This is a genomic window from Isoptericola sp. b515, assembly GCF_030588125.1.
Taxonomy (GTDB): domain Bacteria; phylum Actinomycetota; class Actinomycetes; order Actinomycetales; family Cellulomonadaceae; genus Isoptericola; species Isoptericola sediminis.
Genome location: NZ_JAUQYR010000001.1, coordinates 926,434 through 942,860, shown reverse-complemented (window position 1 = coordinate 942,860; position 16,427 = coordinate 926,434). Strand labels below are relative to the sequence as shown.

Annotated in this window: 14 protein-coding genes and 1 tRNA gene; 4 read left to right on the top strand and 11 right to left on the bottom strand. The window is 71.9% G+C overall.

All coding sequences use genetic code 11. The features are described from left to right. Positions 1 to 185 precede the first annotated feature (185 nt). Genes pknB through Q6350_RS04240 form a run of 7 tightly spaced genes read right to left on the bottom strand, consistent with a single transcriptional unit; the run spans position 186 to position 9,310 of the window. Complete coding sequence (gene pknB, locus Q6350_RS04270; protein WP_304602971.1) at positions 186 to 2,264, bottom strand: Stk1 family PASTA domain-containing Ser/Thr kinase; 2,079 nt, start codon at positions 2,262 to 2,264, stop codon at positions 186 to 188. Further along, positions 2,265 to 3,677: a serine/threonine-protein kinase gene (locus tag Q6350_RS04265; RefSeq protein WP_304606442.1), complete on the bottom strand. Its 1,413-nt coding sequence runs from the start codon at positions 3,675 to 3,677 to the stop codon at positions 2,265 to 2,267. Next, positions 3,674 to 5,134 (bottom strand): penicillin-binding protein 2, encoded by a 1,461-nt coding sequence (locus Q6350_RS04260; RefSeq protein ID WP_305065424.1) that lies wholly within the window; start codon positions 5,132 to 5,134, stop codon positions 3,674 to 3,676. Before Q6350_RS04260 ends, Q6350_RS04265 begins: the two co-directional genes overlap by 4 nt. Beyond that, on the bottom strand, positions 5,131 to 6,759 hold the full coding sequence (locus Q6350_RS04255) for an FtsW/RodA/SpoVE family cell cycle protein (protein WP_304602968.1): 1,629 nt from the start codon (positions 6,757 to 6,759) through the stop codon (positions 5,131 to 5,133). Before Q6350_RS04255 ends, Q6350_RS04260 begins: the two co-directional genes overlap by 4 nt. After that, entirely contained in the window at positions 6,756 to 8,093 is a 1,338-nt protein-coding gene (locus Q6350_RS04250; RefSeq protein WP_305065422.1) for a PP2C family serine/threonine-protein phosphatase, read from the bottom strand. The genes Q6350_RS04255 and Q6350_RS04250 overlap by 4 nt, the downstream gene beginning before the upstream one ends. Positions 8,094 to 8,100: 7 nt before the next feature. Beyond that, on the bottom strand, positions 8,101 to 8,580 hold the full coding sequence (locus Q6350_RS04245) for an FHA domain-containing protein (RefSeq protein ID WP_304602966.1): 480 nt from the start codon (positions 8,578 to 8,580) through the stop codon (positions 8,101 to 8,103). Between the two features lie 10 nt (positions 8,581 to 8,590). Further along, positions 8,591 to 9,310, bottom strand: coding sequence for a DUF3662 and FHA domain-containing protein (locus Q6350_RS04240; protein ID WP_171246694.1), 720 nt, complete (start codon positions 9,308 to 9,310; stop codon positions 8,591 to 8,593). A gap of 239 nt (positions 9,311 to 9,549) precedes the next feature. Between Q6350_RS04240 and Q6350_RS04235 the strand changes: the two genes are divergently transcribed. Next, positions 9,550 to 9,633 (top strand) — tRNA-Leu (locus Q6350_RS04235). Positions 9,634 to 10,381: 748 nt separating this feature from the next. On the opposite strand, the gene Q6350_RS04230 is transcribed toward Q6350_RS04235, so the two are convergent. The 3 genes from Q6350_RS04230 to Q6350_RS04220 form a co-directional block, all read right to left on the bottom strand. Further along, complete coding sequence (locus Q6350_RS04230; RefSeq protein ID WP_305065418.1) at positions 10,382 to 10,972, bottom strand: dihydrofolate reductase family protein; 591 nt, start codon at positions 10,970 to 10,972, stop codon at positions 10,382 to 10,384. 125 nt (positions 10,973 to 11,097) lie between these two features. Then, the gene (locus Q6350_RS04225; protein ID WP_305065416.1) at positions 11,098 to 12,201 is read right to left on the bottom strand and encodes an alpha/beta hydrolase; all 1,104 of its coding nucleotides are present in this window, start codon (positions 12,199 to 12,201) and stop codon (positions 11,098 to 11,100) included. Next, positions 12,198 to 13,370, bottom strand: coding sequence for an epoxide hydrolase family protein (locus Q6350_RS04220; protein WP_305065414.1), 1,173 nt, complete (start codon positions 13,368 to 13,370; stop codon positions 12,198 to 12,200). The genes Q6350_RS04225 and Q6350_RS04220 overlap by 4 nt, the downstream gene beginning before the upstream one ends. Positions 13,371 to 13,515: 145 nt before the next feature. Between Q6350_RS04220 and Q6350_RS04215 the strand changes: the two genes are divergently transcribed. From Q6350_RS04215 to Q6350_RS04205, 3 genes are all read left to right on the top strand, one after another. Next, entirely contained in the window at positions 13,516 to 14,100 is a 585-nt protein-coding gene (locus Q6350_RS04215; RefSeq protein WP_305065413.1) for a TetR/AcrR family transcriptional regulator, read from the top strand. A 63-nt stretch (positions 14,101 to 14,163) separates the two neighbouring features. Beyond that, positions 14,164 to 14,715 (top strand): TetR/AcrR family transcriptional regulator, encoded by a 552-nt coding sequence (locus Q6350_RS04210; protein WP_304602964.1) that lies wholly within the window; start codon positions 14,164 to 14,166, stop codon positions 14,713 to 14,715. A 36-nt stretch (positions 14,716 to 14,751) separates the two neighbouring features. Beyond that, entirely contained in the window at positions 14,752 to 15,759 is a 1,008-nt protein-coding gene (locus tag Q6350_RS04205) for an NAD-dependent epimerase/dehydratase family protein (protein WP_305065410.1), read from the top strand. Between the two features lie 118 nt (positions 15,760 to 15,877). On the opposite strand, the gene Q6350_RS04200 is transcribed toward Q6350_RS04205, so the two are convergent. Then, positions 15,878 to 16,354, bottom strand: coding sequence for a cupin domain-containing protein (locus Q6350_RS04200; protein WP_171246701.1), 477 nt, complete (start codon positions 16,352 to 16,354; stop codon positions 15,878 to 15,880). Positions 16,355 to 16,427 lie beyond the last annotated feature (73 nt).

Below are 16,427 nucleotides of genomic sequence, written 5' to 3'. Positions count from 1 at the left end.
CGATCGAGGTCGTCCTGACTCGCGGCAGGAATGTACTGACTCGCGGCAGGAACGCCCTGACTCGACAGGAGTTGTCCTGAGTCGACAGAAGTTGTTCTGAATCGACAGCGAGCGGCCGACCACAGGTCGCTGGCCGATGCCGACGGTGCGATGGCGGGGACCTCTGGATTCCCCGCCACCGGCGGTCAGTCGGTCGGGTCCGGCTCGACCGGGAGCCACGCACCGTCGTCGGCGCTGCCGCTCCCGTCCTGCTGACCCGGGGGCTGCTCCTCCGGTGTCGGACCACCGGTGCAGTTCTGCCCGGGCTCGCCGGTCGAGACGGTGATCGTGACGGTGGAGCCCACCTCGACCTCGGAGCCGGCGCCCGGGTCCATGGCCGAGACGAAGCCGGAGCAGTAGTCCGCGGAACTGGCGGTCGTCTGCTGGACGTTGACGTTGGCCTCGCTGTTGAGCCGCTGCTCGGCCTCCTGGGCCGAGAGCCCGACCACGTCGGGCAGCTGGACGGTCTCGACCTCACGCTCCTCGCCGATGGAGATCGTCACCGACTCGTCGCGACCGATCGTGCCGGCCTCGGGCGACTGGTTGACCACGCGGCCGGCGTCGTTGGCGTCGTCGACCTCCTGGCGCTCTGTGTTCCAGCTGATGTTAAGGCCGTCGAGGGTGCTCTTGGCCTCGTCCTCGGACATGCCGATGAGGTTCGGCAGCTCGACCTGGCCGTTGGCCACGGTGAGGTTGACGCTGTCGCCGGGTTCGACCGCCTCGCGGGGCGCCGGGTCGGTCGAGATGACCTCGCCCTCGTCGAAGTCGGCACTGGCCTGCTCGGAGACCTCGCCGACCTCGAGGCCGGCGTCCTCGATCTGGGACTCGGCCTCGTCCTGGGACAGGCCGGTGAGGTCCGGCATGCCGAAGGTCTCCGGGCCGGTGGAGAAGAAGACGTCGACCGTCGAGCCGGCCTCGACCTCCTCGCCCGACGCCGGGTCCGACCGGGTCAGGGTGTTCTCCGGCTCGTCGGAGTCGGGGTCTGGCCGCTGGGAGAAGCCGAGCCCGACGGCCTCGAGTGCCCGCTCCGCCTCGGTCGGGCTCATGTCCGAGGTGAGCTCGGGCACCGTCACGGTCTCCGGGGCGGAGTCGCCGCCGCGCAGCGCGAAGAACAGGATCGTGGCGAGGGCCAGCACGGCGACGGCGATGAGGGTCCACATCAGGCCCTTGCGGCTCTGGTCGTCCCTCTCCGGCGGCCCCGCACCGACGGCCGACTGGTCGGCGGTCGTTCCCGCCGTCCCCCACGGCGACTGCTGGGCGGGGTTCATGACCTGGGTCGAGCTGCCGTCACCCAGGACCTGCGTCGCGGCGTAGCCGGCAGCAGCGCCGGCCGCCAGCGCACCGATGGCCGGCGCCCCCACGGCACCGCCGCGCATCGCGGACTCGAGGTCCGAACGGAAGTCCGCGGCCGTCGAGTACCGCTGGTCGCGGTCCTTCGTCAGGGCGGTCAGGACGATGCGGTCGAGCACCTCGGGCACGTCGTTGGCGAACTCGCTGGGTCGCTGCGGCGCCTGGCCGACGTGCTGGTAGGCCAGCGCCACCGGGGAGTCGCCGATGAAGGGCGGACGGCCGGTGAGCAGCTCGAACAGCACGCAGCCGGTGGAGTACAGGTCGCTGCGGGCGTCCACCTGCTCGCCTCGCGCCTGCTCGGGCGAGAGGTACTGGGCGGTGCCGATGACGCCCTGGCCCTGGGTCATCGTCGCGGCGGAGTCGGCGACGGCGCGGGCGATGCCGAAGTCCATCACCTTGACCGCACCCGTGGGCGTGATCATGACGTTGGCGGGCTTGATGTCGCGGTGCACGATGCCCGCGTGGTGGGAGTACTCGAGCGCGCTGAGCACGCCGACCGTGATCTCGACGGCCTCCTCGATCGGCACGGCGGCGCCGTCGGCGAGGATGTCCCGGACCGTGTGGCCCTCGACGTACTCCATGACGATGAACGGGATGTGGACCTGGTGACCGACGGCGTCGGTGGAGATGTCCTCGCCGGTGTCGTAGACGGCGACGATCGCCGGGTGGTTCAGTGCTGCGGCGGACTGCGCCTCGCGGCGGAACCGGGCGAGGAACGACGGGTCGCGTGCGAGGTCGGACCGCAGCACCTTGATCGCGACCGTGCGGCCCAGGCGTGCGTCGTGGCCGATGTGCACCTCGGCCATGCCGCCACGGCCGATGAGCTCACCGACCTCGTAACGGCCGGCGAGTACTCGGGGCGTGTTCTCCACCACTCAGACGTCCTTCTCGGTCATGGCCGCGCCGACGGGGCGCGGCGGGTCTGGGAGCATCATCCCAGAGTCGGTCACGGTCATCGCCCCCACGTTCACGGAATGTGTCGTGCCTGCGGTCGCGGAGGCGTCCCCGTCGCCGCCGGAGCCGCTGACCAGCGTCGCCACCAGCAGGACGCCGAGCAGACCCAGCAGCGCGAGCAGCGGCCAGGAGAGCCGACCGAGCGGCCCGAGCCGGTGCCCGGTCGTCGTGGAGGTCCGCTCCGGCCCCGACCGGTTCCTGCTGCGGGAGGAGCCGCTCCGGCGGGTCCGCTCCTCGACCTGTGCCGGGGTCGCGCGAGTGGCGCCGTGCACGTCGCGCCGCGCCGGGTAGGCGCGCGGGACGGGCGGACGGGCCGGGTCCCGCGGCGGACGTGCCGGCACCTCCGGCGCGTCCGGCGTCGCGACGCCCGCCGACCGGTCCGGACGGGCCGGAGCCGTCCGGCGCTCGGCCGGGGGTGACGGTTCCTCGGTGCGCGCGTGCCGGACCGGTGCCGGCCGGCCGGTGCGGGCCGCGCGTCGCGCGGACCGGGACCGGGCGCCGAGCGGGTCCTCGGCGATCTCGGCGGCGAGCGCGTCGAGCTCGTCGGCCAGGTCGGCTCCGGACGCGGGTCGCTTGCCCGGGTCCTTGGCGAGCATCCGCATGATGACGTCGACCAGGCCCGGGTGCACCGCCTGCGGCAGCGGCGGGACGGCGTTGTTGACGTGCGCGACGGCGATGTCCACCGGGGTCGACCCGGTGAACGGCCGCTTGCCGGCGGTGGCCTCGTAGGCCACCACACCGAGGGCGTAGAGGTCGGAGGCGGGGGTGGCGGCCTGCCCGACGGCCTGCTCGGGCGACAGGTACTGCGCGGTCCCCATGACCATGCCCGTCGCGGTCATCGTCACCTGGTTGGCCGCCAGCGAGACGCCGAAGTCGGTGATCTTCACCCCGCCGTCGTGCTCCAGCAGGATGTTGCCGGGCTTGACGTCGCGGTGGACGACCTTGGCCTTGTGGGCGTGGTGCAGGCCGCGGGCCGTGGCGGCGAGCATCGGCAGCAGCTTGCGGGGCGCCACCACGGGCTCGCGCTCGAGCAGGTCCGCCAGCGGCTCGCCCAGCACCAGCTCCATGACGAGGAACCCGGCGCCGTCCTGCTCGCCGTAGTCGTACATCTGGGCGATGTTGCGGTGGGACAGCGAGGCGCTGTTGCGCGCCTCGATGCGCAGCCGACGCAGGAAGTCCTCGTTGCCCGTGTACTCCTCACGGAGCACCTTCACCGCGACGTCCCGGCCCAGGTAGCTGTCGTCGGCGACCCACACCTCGCCCATGCCCCCGACGGCGATCCGTCGGGTCAGGCGGTAACGGTCCCCCAGGGACAGTCCGGTCGTCGGCCTCATCCGTTGAGCACCGCCTCCATGACGGCCCGCGCGATCGGCGCGGCCACCCTGCCGCCGGTCGCCTCGGACGTCCCGATGGACCCGCCGTCCTCCACCATGACGGCGACGGCCACCTGCGGGTCGTCGGCCGGGGCGAACCCGGTGAACCACACGTGCGGCGGCTCGGAGCCCGTGCCGTGCTGGGCGGTGCCCGTCTTGCCGGCCACCGTCACGCCGGAGATCTGCGCCCCCGTGCCGGACCCGCCCTCGACGACGCCGATCATCATCTCGGTGAGCTGCTGGGCCGTGTCGGCGGAGACGGCACGGCCGAGTCCGCTGGGCCGCGTCTCGGAGACGACGTCGAGGTTCTGGTCACGCACCCGGGCGACCGAGTGGGGTTCCATGACCTCGCCGTCGTTGGCGATGCCGGCCGAGACCATGGCGATCTGCAGGGGTGTCGCCCTGACGTCCCACTGGCCGATGGCGGAGGTCGCCACGAAGGCCGGGTCGATCGGCGGGTCCGGGAAGACGCTGGCCGCCGTGCCGAACGGGACGGCGAAGCTCTCGTTGAACCCGAACGCCTCGGCCTGCTCCTGCAGCGCCTCGTCGCCGAGGGAGACGCCGAGCTGGGCGAACGCCGTGTTGCAGGAGATCCGCAGCGCGTCGGCGAGGGTCTGCTTCCCGGACGGCGAGCAGGCGGTGCCACCGTAGTTGCGGATGGCGCTGTTCGTGCCCGGCGGGGTGTAGGTCTCGGGCGCGTCCACGACCGACTCGGCCGTGTAGTCCCCGCTCTCCAGCGCCGCGGCGGCGGTGACGAGCTTGAACGTCGACCCCGGAGGGTAGATCTCGGAGGTCGCGCGGTTGTTCAGCGGCTTGTCGTCGCTGTTCGACAGTGCGAGGTAGGCGTCGTTGGCCTGCTTGGTGTCGTGCGTCGCCAGCTCGTTCGGGTCGAAGGTCGGCTTGGAGACCATCGCCAGGATGCGGCCCGTGGACGGCTCGAGGGCGACGACGGCGCCGCGCTGGTCACCGAGCGCGTCCCAGGCGGCCTGCTGGGCGGCCGGGTTCACGGTGAGCTCGACGGCGGACCCCTGCGGGTCGGACCCGGTCAGCAGGTTCTGCAGCCGGTCCGCCCACAGGGCGTCGGCCGAACCGGCGAGGAAGTCGTTCTCCGCTCGTTCGATGCCGGAGGTGCCGCTGACCAGCGAGTAGTACCCGGTCAGCGGCGCGTAGAGGCGTCCCTGGGCGTACTCGCGCTGATAGTTCCACTCGTCGTCGACGGGGACGGAGTCGGCCACGGCCTCGCCGCCGACCACGATGGGGCCGCGGTCGGTGCCGAACTGCTCGTAGAGCGTGCGGGCGTTGCGCGGGTCGTTGTTGAGCGACTCCGCGGCGAAGAACTGGATCCACGTGGTGGAGACCAGCAGCGCGAGGAACATGACCATCACGATCGAGGCCAGACGACGAGCGGTCTTGTTCACGGGCGGTCACCTCCTCGCGGGGCCTCGGGCGTGGTCGGGTCGATGTACTCGGTGGGGTCCGACGAACCGCTCGCGCCGGTGGTGCCCGAGCTGTCGCGCTCGGCGAGGCTGCGGCGTGGCAGCCGGTTGCCGGCCACCGGGGTGCCGCCGTCGGGCGGGGGCGGGGGCGTCCCGCCCACGGACGGGGTGCCGGCCACAGGGGTGCCGTCGTCCGCGGACGTGCCGCCGACGAGGACGGGCTCACGCTCGGCCGCGCCGACCTGGCCCCGCACGGGCAGGTCGGAGGGGCGCCGTGCGCTGTCGGAGATGCGCAGCAGGAGTGCGATGACGATCCAGTTGGCGAGCAGGGACGACCCGCCCTGGGCCATGAACGGCAACGTCAGACCCGTCAGCGGGATGATCCGCGTGATCCCGCCGACGACGACGAAGATCTGCAGGGCCATGACGAACGCCAGCCCGGCGGCCAGCAGCTTGCCGAAGCCGTCCCGCACGGTCAACGCAGCCTTGAACCCGCGCTGCACGATGAGCAGGTAGGACAGCAGGACGGCGGCCAGGCCGGTCAGACCCAGCTCCTCGCCGAGGGCCGCGTAGATGAAGTCCGAGTACGCGTACGGGATCTGGAACGGCCGGCCCTCGCCCCAGCCGGTGCCGAACAACCCGCCGTTCGCCATGGAGAACATGCCCTGGACGAGCTGGAAGGAGCCACCGACCTCGCGGTCGTACTGCTCGGCGTCCAGGGGGTGCAGCCAGACGTCGATGCGCGCGCCGACGTGCGGGAACAGCTGGGCCGCGGAGAACGCCCCCAGGGCGAAGAGCGTCATGCCGAGCAGGATCCAGCTCGAGCGGGCCGTCGCCTGGTACAGCATCGCGACGAACAGGCCGAAGAAGAGCAGCGACGTCCCCAGGTCGCGCTGGAACACGAGGATGACCAGGGACACGCCCCAGACGAGCATGATCGGCCCCAGGTCCCGCAGGCGCGGCAGGTGCAGGCCGAGGACCTTGGGGCCGGCCAGGGCGAGGGTGTCCCGGTTGACGACCAGGTAGCCCGCGAAGAACACGGCCAGCGCGATCTTCGCGAACTCGGCGGGCTGCAGCGAGAAGCCGCCGATCGTGATCCAGATCCGGGCGCCGTTGATCTGCTGGCCCAGGCCCGGGATCAGCGGCAGCGACACCAGCAGCAGACCCACCAGCATGAAGATGTACGTGTAGCGGCGCAGCCAGCGATGGTCGCGCAGCAGCCACAGGAGGGTGAAGGCCACGCTCGCGCCCAGCAGGGACGCGGTCATGTTGCCGACGGCGTCCGCCGGGGCCATGCCGGGCGAGCCGGAGATCTCCAGCCGCCAGATCATCGACAGCCCGATGCCGTTGAGAAGCACGACCGCGGGCAGGATGACCTGGTCGGACCACGGGGCGCGCAGCCGCAGGACGATGTGTGCGACGAGGGCGGTGGCGGCCAGCAGGGCGCTGCTCCCCCAGAAGCTGTCCGGCAGCTCCCCGCGGATGGACGTCCCGACCATCGCGTAGCCGCCGATGCCGCCGGCGAGGGCCAGCAGGAGCAGGAAGACCTCGGCCAGGCGCAGCGGACGACGCTGCCGTGGCGTCACGGCGGGTTCGTCAACGGTCACGCGTCACCCTCCTCCGCCGCCTGCGCGGGTTCCTCGCTCGGCGAGGAGTCGGGGCGCGGGCTGCCCGACGGGCTCGGTGGGGACGACGGGCTGGGAGAGGGGCTCGGGACCGGCGTCGGTGCGGCTTCCTCGGCGAGACGGTCGGCGCGTTCCAGCGCCTCGTCCAGCGAGCCCGTGCGGATCGAGCCGTCGAGGCGCTCCACCCAGTAGGCGGGCAGGTCGTCGACCGAGGTGTCCGTCACCTCGACGGCGCGGGAGAGCGTCAACGGGCCGGCGTCCTGCGGGATGCCCTGGTAGACGGCGACCTGGCCATCCGCGACCCCGAGGTAGTACTGGTCCTGCGTCCAGCCGTAGGCCCACCAGCCCCCGAGGCCCACCCCGGCGAGCACGAGGAGCAGCACGAGCACCCCGACCCAGGGGCGACGCTTCGGGCGGACGTCGTCGGTGCCGTCGTCCTCGTCGTCCGCGTCGTCGGTCGGGTCGGTCGGTGCCGACTCCGTGGTCGCCGGCTCGGTGCCCGTGTCGCGAGACACCGGGGCGGCCACGTCGGTGGCCGCCGCCCCGACGACCTGGGTCGTCTCGGTCGGGGCCGCCGCCGGAGTGGTCTCGTCGTCGACCAGGTCGGCGACGACGACGGTGATGTTGTCGGTGCTGCCCGCGGTCATGGCCAGCGTGATCAGCATGTCCGCCGCCTCGTCCGGCGACTCGCACCGGGCCAGGACCTCGGTGATCTGGTCCACGGGGACGAACCCGGACAGGCCGTCCGAGCAGAGGAGCCAGCGGTCGCCGGCCCGTGCCTCGCGGATCGACATGTCCGGGGTGAGGTCGACGTCGAAGTCGCCCAGGACGCGCATGACGACGTTGCGCTGCGGGTGCGTCTCGGCCTCGTCCGGTGAGATCCGGCCGGTGTCCACGAGGTGCTGGACGAAGGTGTGGTCGACGGTGACCTGGGTGAGCTTGTCGTCGCGCAGCAGGTAGGCGCGGGAGTCACCCAGGTGCGCCATGGCCAGCGTGTTGCCGGAGCGCAGCAGCGCCGTGACGGTGGTGCCCATCCCGGCGAGCTCGGGCGAGATCTCCGAGGCGTGCACGAGGTCCTGGCGGGCTCGCTCGACCGTCTCCTCGAGGTCCTGCAGCGCCTGGTCGGGGCCGTGCTCCGGGGTGTCGAGCGGCGCCAGGGCGGAGATCGCGAGGCTGGAGGCGATGTCGCCGCCGGCGTGCCCGCCCATGCCGTCGGCGACCACCAGCAGGTTGGGTCCGGCGTAGGCGGAGTCCTGGTTGTCGTGGCGCACCAGACCGACGTCGGAGCGCGCGGCGTAGCGCAGGGCGAGGGTCACGGGGCGGTCATCCCTGCAGCTCGACGACGGAGCGGCCGATCTGCACGCCGACACCGGGGGCGAGCTGGGCGGGCGACGAGACGCGCTGGTCGCCGAGGTAGGTGCCGTTCGTGGACCCGAGGTCCTCGACGTACCACTGGTCGCCCTGCGGGAAGATGCGAGCGTGCCGGGAGGAGGAGTAGTCGTCGTCCAGCACGAGGGTGCAGCTCGGGGCGCGGCCGATGAGGATCGACGAACCGGACAGCGGCAGGGTCGTGCCGGTCAACGGCCCCTGCGTGACGACCAGGCGGGTCGGGCCGGAACGGCCGGAGGGCCGGGGAGCGGCGACCGGCGCCGCCGCCGCGGCGACGTCGTCCGACTTCTTGGGCGCCCGGGGGGTGCCGCGCAGCGCCAGGTCGCGGCGCAGCACGGCCACGGCGGAGAGCACGAACACCCAGAGCAGCACCAGGTATCCCAGCCGCAGCAGGGTGAACGTCAGCTCGCTCATCCGGGGCGGATCACCACTCCTCGTTCGATCGTCCGGCGGACGTGCCGGTCCAGAACATGATCCGGGTCCGTCCGATGGTCAAGGTGTTGCCGTCCAGCAGCGTCGCCGCCGGGACCTGGTGGCCCTCGACGAAGAGTCCGTTGGTGGAGCCGAGGTCGGTGGCCACCGCGCCCTCCTGCGTCACCCGGATCTCCAGGTGTCGGCGCGAGACGCCCGGGTCGTCGACGACGATGTCCGCCTCGGCGTCACGGCCGATGACCGTGACGGGGCCGGTGAGCAGGTAGCGCTGACCGTCGATGTCGATGAGCGGGTGGCGCGTGCTGGGTGCCGGGTTGGTCGCCGGCGCGACGTTGCCCCGCACCGTCGCCGACCGGAGCTCGAACCGGCCCCGGGTCAGCTGGCTGTTGCGCTCGAAGGTCACGCTGACGGGACCGACGAACGCGTAGTGCTGGGAGGAGGCGTACTCGGTGAGGTTCGCGGCGAGCTCGTCGGCCATGGTCTCCGCTCCCCACGACTGCACGTGGTCGAAGTCCTCCGGGCCGAGCTCGATCGTGAACTCGTTCGGCGCCACGGTCCGGTCGTAGCCGACGACGGCGGCACGGTCGTCGATCTCGCGCCGCAGTCTGCTCGCCAGCTCGACCGCCTTGACCTCGCTGCCTCGCCCGACCTTCGCGAACGCGTTGTTCATGACCCGCTCGACGCTCTTCTCGAAGCGGTCCAGCGCTCCCATGCCACCTCCTTCCGTCAGCCCGCGTGTGCGGGCAGACTATCCAGATCGTAGGCATCGCTGCACCATCCGCGCCCGTGAACCTGTGGATTTCGTGCGAATCCCTCGGGAAGAGGTGGCGCTCCGGATCACGGCCGGATCACGACGCGGAGCGCGCGGTGCAGGTGTGACGTACGTCCCCGCACGAGGCCCCGGATCGGGTTGGGATGCGGGGGCGGGTGCGTGCTAATCTGCTCCGGCAAGCGCGAGTGGCGGAATAGGCAGACGCGCACGGTTCAGGTCCGTGTGCCCGAGAGGGCGTGGGGGTTCAACTCCCCCCTCGCGCACCGCAGACTGAGTCCCGGCCGGGGTGACCCGGCCGGGACTTTTGTCGTTTCTGGGCGGTTCGCGCAGGGCTCTGGAGGTTGGCGCTGTGCTGGCATGAGCCTGGTCGGCGGTCTCACGGCCGTCGCGGCTCTGTGTGGCGCTGCTGCGGGGGCCGCTCCGGCCCGATATCGGGCGTGCCGGTCCGTCCGGCGGGTGCCGGTAGGTGTCAGGTGGTCCTCGGTGCGGGTTCGGCACTGAGCGCGTGGTGTAGCCCATCGGCCGGTCGTCCGGTGGTTCGCCGAGCGTGGCTTGCCAGGGCTCGGTGATGCCGGCGGCGACGTACCAGCGGTGCAGCTCGCAGGCGTTGTAGGCCGCCAGGACGAAGGCGAGCAGCAGGGCGGTCGGGTTCAGCCGGCGGACCCGGATGAAGCGGCGGGACCAGGCGGTCAGCAGGACGGGTCGGCATGGTCCGACGTCCTATGTCGGCAGGATCCGAGATTCGGGGCGGCAGATTCCGACCTGCCGCTACGTTGGGGCGCGTGACCAGCCTGATCGCACGCCGACTGACCCGAGTTGTCCGCGACCGCTCGGCGACCACCCCGGTGCTTCTCCTCGAAGGGCCCCGTGGTGTGGGCAAGTCGACGCTGCTGGATGGGCTGGCGGCCGAGTCGGATGCCGTCGTGATCGACCTGGATCGAGAGGACTTTTTGTCGTTTCTGGGTGCTTTGCGCAGGCTGCCCCGGGCAGGGATCCGACGGCGGTCGCTGGTCAGGCGGCGCTGCGCCGGCGATAACGGATGTGGGTCGTCAGCGGTGAGTGGAGCACCTCGACAGGCTCGAAGTCGAACGTCTCGACGCCGTCGAACAAGCGCTCGCCGTCGCCCAGCAGGACGGGTGCGACGTCGAGGGTGAGCTTATCGATCGCACCGGCGTTGAGCGCTTGCCGAGCTGTCGAAGCGCCGCCGGCGATGTCCACGCCGCGACCTCGGGCCGCTTCGAGCGCCTGCTCGTACGCGGCGGCGAATCCCTCAGTGACGAAGTGGAAGGTCGTCCCACCCTCCATCTGGATCGGCTCGCGGGCATGATGGGTCAGCACGAAGACCGGGGCGTGATACGGCGGCTCGGGTCCCCACCAACCGTCCCACTCCTGGTCCCACGGCCCGCGGATCGGCCCGAACATGTTCCGGCCCATGACGTAGGCGCCTCGGGGACGCATGAGCCATCGGTCGGCCGTCCTGTCGGCTTCGGTCGCACGCGGGTCGCCGACATGCCAGCCGTGCAGCTCGCCGCCGCGCTTTCCGAGCGGGTGGTCCCGACCTTGTTCGGGACCGGCGACGAACCCGTCGAGCGAGATGGACATGTGACACGTGGTCTCGGACATCAGCGTCTCTCCCCTGTGTTGACGTGTGGCACTGCGGTCATGAACTGCATCGGCATCCGACGTCCCCGGCGGGATCTCGAGCCTACGGCCGGATCGGGCGGACATCAGGAAGCGGGCCCGGGTGGACGCGGCGCCGGATCGCCCGTGACGGTGAGGTCCGCGAAACGGACGATCGCGTCGTCCACGGCGCGGGAGCGGATCGACGGGAACACGTCGAAGCTGTGGTGCGCGCCGGGCAGCTCGGCATGGACGACCGGCTGTGCCGACGTCCGGCGGAGCCGATCGGCGAAGGCACGGGCCTCGCGCGCGGGAACGAGGGTGTCCAGGGCGCCGTGGATCAGGAGGGTCGGGGGCGCGTCACGGTGGATCGCCCGGTGCGGCGACGCCGCCCCGGGGTCACCGAAGTCGCCGTAGTAGCCGTACAGCCCGACGAGCCCGGCGACGCCACCGTCGGTCATCGTGGCGGTGACGGCCAGGTTCGCCCCCGCCGACCCGCCGACGGCGATCATCCGTCCGGGATCACCGCCGTACGCCGCGACGTTCTCACGCACCCAGTCCAGTGCGGCGCGCACGTCGGCGAGCTGTGCACGATGGTCGACACCGAGCTGGCGACGCCCGGCGCTGACGCACACCCACCCGTGCGCGGCGAGTCGGTGGATCAACGGCTGTGACCCGAGCATCTTGCTGCTGAACGCGGCATGGAAGTACACGAGCACCGGCGCCGGTCCCCCGGACTGGCCGGTCCGGCGGGAGACGTAGACGTCGAGCCGGTTCCCGAGCCGTGCCGGGCCGTAGCGACGGTTGCGCACCCGCCGCACGTCCGGGCGCCGGGCAACGAAGGGCACGAGCGTCCGCCACCAGGGCAGGCGGGTGCGGCGCGGCCGCGCGCGTGGGCCGTAGACATCCTGCAGCGCCGCTGCGAGCGCGGGTCGGGCGGAGCGGGCACGCACCGCGAGCCGGGCCAGAAGGAGCACGGCGGCCACGGTCACCGCGAGCACCACCCACCACCACACCCCCGGCTCAGGATGGCTCAGCGCTCCGAGGGTGCCCGCCGCGAGCCAGCACGCCCCCAGGAACGGGACCTCGTTGACCCACCACCCCAGGGCGTGCTGCAGAGTGAAGGGCGCCGAGCGGCGCGGCACCAGGGGCCGCCACGCCACCAGGGCGGACAGCGCCACGATCGCTGCCGTGGTGAGGGCGCCACTCATCCGCGCTCCCCCGTGGGACGTCCCGTCGGCCCGAAGAACGTGCGCAGGTCGCCGACGAGAAGGTCGGGCACCTCCAGGGCGGCGAAGTGTCCACCGCGGTCGAACTCCGACCAGTGGTCGATGAAGGCGTTGTCACGCTCGGCCAGTGGCCGGATGGTCTGGAAGTCGTCGGCGAACAGGGCGACGCCGATGCGCCCGTGGCTCACCGTGGTGTCGCGGGCGGGGTGCTGCTCGGCGTAGTGGTAGCGGACTGCTGTGGCCGCGGTGTTGGTGAGCCAGTAGAGCGAGACCTGGGCCAGGACCTGGTCCGGTGTCACGAGGCTGGTGCCGTTGCCGAAGTTCTCGAAGAGCTCGTGGTAGGCGAGCTGGCCCACGGGCGAGTCGGCCAGCGCGGCGGCGATCGTCTGCGGTCGCGTCGCGTTCATCTGGTGGTAGCCCGCCACGGACTGGAACCAGCCCGCGAACTCCAGAGCGGCGTAGTCCTGGGGGCCGAACCGCTCGAGCTCAGCGGGGTCGCCGGAGGGGAAGGAGAACAGCTGGAGCACGTGGGCGCCGAGGAAGCCCTCGGGGTCCAGCACGGCGAGCTCCCGCGAGACCATGGCGCCGGCGTCGCTGCCGTGGGCGCCGTAGGAGTCGTAGCCCAGCCGACGCATCAGCGTGTCGTAGACGCTGGCCACGCGGTCCATGGTCCACCCCTGCTCGACGACCGGGGTGCTGAAGGCGAAGCCCGGCATCGACGGGACCACCACGTGGAACGCGTCCTCGGCGTCGCCACCGTGTCGCTCGGGGTCGGTGAGGGGGCCGATCAGGTCCAGGAACTCCGCGAAGGACCCGGGATAGGTGTGCAGCAGGAGCAGCGGGGTCGCGTCCTCGTGCGGTGACCGCACGTGGACGAAGTGGATCGTCTGGTGCTCGATCTCGGTCAGGAAGTTGGGCACCGCGTTGATGCGGGCCTCGACGGCACGCCAGTCGAAGGCCTTCCAGCGTTCGACCATGTCGCGCAGGTAGGAGGTCGGGGTCCCGTGATCCCACCCGTCACCGGGCGCCGCGGCGGCGAACCGGGTCCGCTCGAGCCGGTGGTGGAGGTCCTCCAGCACCTCCGGCGGGATCGCCGCGGTGAAGGGGCGGACGGGCGCGGTGGTCCGCGTGGTGGGCTCGGCGTTCGTCATGTCGCTGACACCTTCCGGAGACATGCCTGCCGGACGAGCGGGTCTGCTGGCCGACCCGATGGCGGGCGGAGCGGTAGCGCAGGTGGCGTTACTACGATCGTTGTGATCGTAGACTACGAGCGTAGTGAACGAAAGGGGTTCTCACATGACGAGGCGGGACGACATCGCCGCCGCGGCGATGGAGCTGGTCGCCGAGGGCGGCACCCATGCGCTGACGCACCGCAGGGTCGACCGACGGCTGGGCCTCCCGGAGGGCACGACGTCGAACCACGCCCGGTCGCGGCGAGAGCTGATGCTGCTGGTGGTTCAGCAGGTGGCCGCCGTCGCGCACCTGCTCCCGCCGGAGGCGCCGACCCCCAGCACCGTCGAGGAGGCCGTCGAGCAGCTCACCGAGGCGTTCGAGGGCGTCGTCGCGCGCGGGGTCGACACCCGGGCGCGCATGTCGCTGTCCATCGACACGCTGCACGACCCCGAGCTGCACGCCCTGCTCACCACCGACTCTCCCGTCCGCGCGACCGTGCTCGAGCAGGCGCGGCGGCTGCTCGACGGGCTGGGGGTGCCCGACAGCGGGCAGCGCGCCATCGACCTCGCCGGCATCATGAACGGCCTCTTCTACGACCGGCTCGTCGGCCATGGCTTGCACGGCACCCCCGTCGACGCGGGGGCCGTCCTGCGTGCTTGGCTCACGGGCCTCGGCGCACCGGGGAGCGCGGGGCCCGTCTCCCCGTGAGGAGACGACCGGCTGGCCCGCCACGCCGTTGACCGATCACTCTAGAGTGTCTACTCTAGGCTCATGAAGTTCGTGCCGGCCGACATCCTCGACGCCGCGGTGACCCTGATCGACGCGGACGGGATCGGCGTGTCCACGGCCAAGGTCGCGGCGGCCGCGGGGGTGTCCAACGGGACGCTCTTCCACTACTTCCGCACCAAGCAGGACCTGCTCGACGAGCTGTACCTGCACCTCAAGCGCGACCTCGCGACGGCGATCGGCGACGTCGACGCCACCGGCTCGACGAAGGACCGGTCCCGCACGATCTGGGACCGGTGGGTCGCCTGGGGCACCGCGCACCCGGCGCGCCACCGGGTGGTCCTGCTGCTCAAGGGCGCAGGTCTGATCCGGCGGGCCGCCGTCGAGGAGGCCCAGACCTACTTCGCCGCCGTGCCCGACGTGCTGGCCGAGGCGGCGGCCGACGGGCAGCTCGTCGACATGCCGCTGCCGTACCTCGCCGAGGTCGTCGAGACCCAGATCGACCTCGCGGTCTCCCGCGACCTCGCCGAGGCCGAGCGCGCCGTCGCGTTCGAGATGGCGTGGGCCTCGATCACCGCACGGAACGCCGCCCGCTAGCGGCACCTCGCCCGGAACCACCCCCGAAGGAGCATCATGTCCACCGTCCTGGTCACCGGAGCCTCCGGATTCATCGCCAAGCACATCCTGCGCGAGCTGCTCGCCGACGGGCACACCGTCCGGGCCACCGTCCGGTCCGACCGGCGGCGCGCCCAGGTCGAGGCGCTCTTCCCGGACGCCGACCTCGAGTTCGTCTCGCTCGACCTGACCTCCGACGAGGGCTGGGACGACGCCCTCGTCGGTGTCGACATGCTCATGCACACGGCGTCCCCCTTCCCGACCGACCCGCCCAAGGACCCGCAGGACCTCATCCGTCCCGCCGTGGACGGGACCATGCGCGCCCTGCGCGCCGCCCGGGCCGCGGGGGTGCACCGCGTCGTGCTCACCTCGACCTGCGGTGCGATCTACAAGCCCGCCGACCACGAGTGGTCCCGCCGGAAGACCCGCGAGGACTGGACCGAGACCGACGGCCCCAGGACTACCCCGTACGAGGCGTCCAAGACGCTGGCCGAGCAGGCGGCGTGGCGGTTCGTCGCCGAGCACCCCGAGATGCGGCTGACCGTCGTCAACCCCGGCATGGTGTTCGGCCCGGCGATGGACGAGCACTACGGGTCCTCGCTCGGCACCGTCGAGCAGCTCGTGACCGGGCAGCTGCCGATGCTGCCGCAGATGAACATGCCCGTCGTCGACGTCCGCGACGTCGCGCGGATCCACGTGCGGGCGATGTCGGACGAGGGCGCCGTCGGGCAGCGGTTCCCGGCGAACGCGGGGCCGATGTCCATCCCCGAGATGGCCGGCGTGCTCCGCTCGGCCTACCCGGACGCCGGCATCACGAACCGGGTCGCGCCGAACTGGCTGATCCGGGCGATGTCGGTCGTCATGCCGACGATGAAGACCGCCTCCTCGGGCCTGGGGCTCAACGCCGACGTGGACGGCTCGGACGCGCCGCGCCAGTTCGGCTTCGAGTACATCCCCTCCCGCGAGGCGCTGCTGGCGTCGGCGGCCTCCGTGGGGGCCGGCCAGCCCGTCCGATCCGCGGGCTGACCCCAGCTCGCCGTCACCCCCACCGGCTTTCCCACCTCCCCACGGTGCGTGGCACGAAGGCCCCGGTTCCTCGAACCGGGGCCTTCGTCGTTCCCGGGGGCCCGGCGATCGGCGCGACTCAAGCGTGCCGGTCGGGTTCGCCCTCCTCCGGCTGCTCGGTCCACGACGGCGGTTCGTCGCGCCCGCTCGACTCGTCGCGCTCGGCCTCGTCAGCGGTCTCCTGCACGATTCCTGCCGCGTGATGGGTGGGGGCGTACACGGCGTACAGCCGCATCGGCTCGTCCCCGGTGTTGATCACGTCGTGCCAGGTGCCGGCCGGCACCTGGATCGCCCAGCCGTCGGCGACGTCCTGCACGAAGTCCAGGTCGTCGCGCGCCGGACCCATGACGCACCGACCCCGGCCGGCGTCCAGCCGGAGGAACTGGTCGGTGTCCGGGTGGACCTCGAGCCCGACGGATTCTCCGACCGGGATCGACATCAGCGTGACCTGGAGATGCACCCCCGTCCAGACGACCGCTCGGTAGGCGTCGTTGTGCCGGGTGGCAGCCTCGATGTCGAAGGCCTGAGGACGGGGGCCCTCGTCGGTGACAGTCATGTGCGGTGTCCTTTCGTTCAGCTCGCGCGGGGCGCGACGGTGCCACAGGGCCGTCCGATGCCGGCTCCTGTCA

What these genes read in the sequence shown, in the direction of transcription:
- Q6350_RS04220 (WP_305065414.1), bottom strand. Translation starts at nt 13,370, where the DNA reads ATGACGAACGCCGAGCCCACCACGCGGACCACCGCGCCCGTCCGCCCC.
- Q6350_RS04245 (WP_304602966.1), bottom strand. Translation starts at nt 8,580, where the DNA reads ATGAGCGAGCTGACGTTCACCCTGCTGCGGCTGGGATACCTGGTGCTG.
- Q6350_RS04265 (WP_304606442.1), bottom strand. Translation starts at nt 3,677, where the DNA reads ATGAGGCCGACGACCGGACTGTCCCTGGGGGACCGTTACCGCCTGACC.
- Q6350_RS04205 (WP_305065410.1), top strand. Translation starts at nt 14,752, where the DNA reads ATGTCCACCGTCCTGGTCACCGGAGCCTCCGGATTCATCGCCAAGCAC.
- Q6350_RS04215 (WP_305065413.1), top strand. Translation starts at nt 13,516, where the DNA reads ATGACGAGGCGGGACGACATCGCCGCCGCGGCGATGGAGCTGGTCGCC.
- Q6350_RS04240 (WP_171246694.1), bottom strand. Translation starts at nt 9,310, where the DNA reads ATGGGAGCGCTGGACCGCTTCGAGAAGAGCGTCGAGCGGGTCATGAAC.
- Q6350_RS04210 (WP_304602964.1), top strand. Translation starts at nt 14,164, where the DNA reads ATGAAGTTCGTGCCGGCCGACATCCTCGACGCCGCGGTGACCCTGATC.
- Q6350_RS04200 (WP_171246701.1), bottom strand. Translation starts at nt 16,354, where the DNA reads ATGACTGTCACCGACGAGGGCCCCCGTCCTCAGGCCTTCGACATCGAG.
- Q6350_RS04225 (WP_305065416.1), bottom strand. Translation starts at nt 12,201, where the DNA reads ATGAGTGGCGCCCTCACCACGGCAGCGATCGTGGCGCTGTCCGCCCTG.
- Q6350_RS04230 (WP_305065418.1), bottom strand. Translation starts at nt 10,972, where the DNA reads ATGTCCATCTCGCTCGACGGGTTCGTCGCCGGTCCCGAACAAGGTCGG.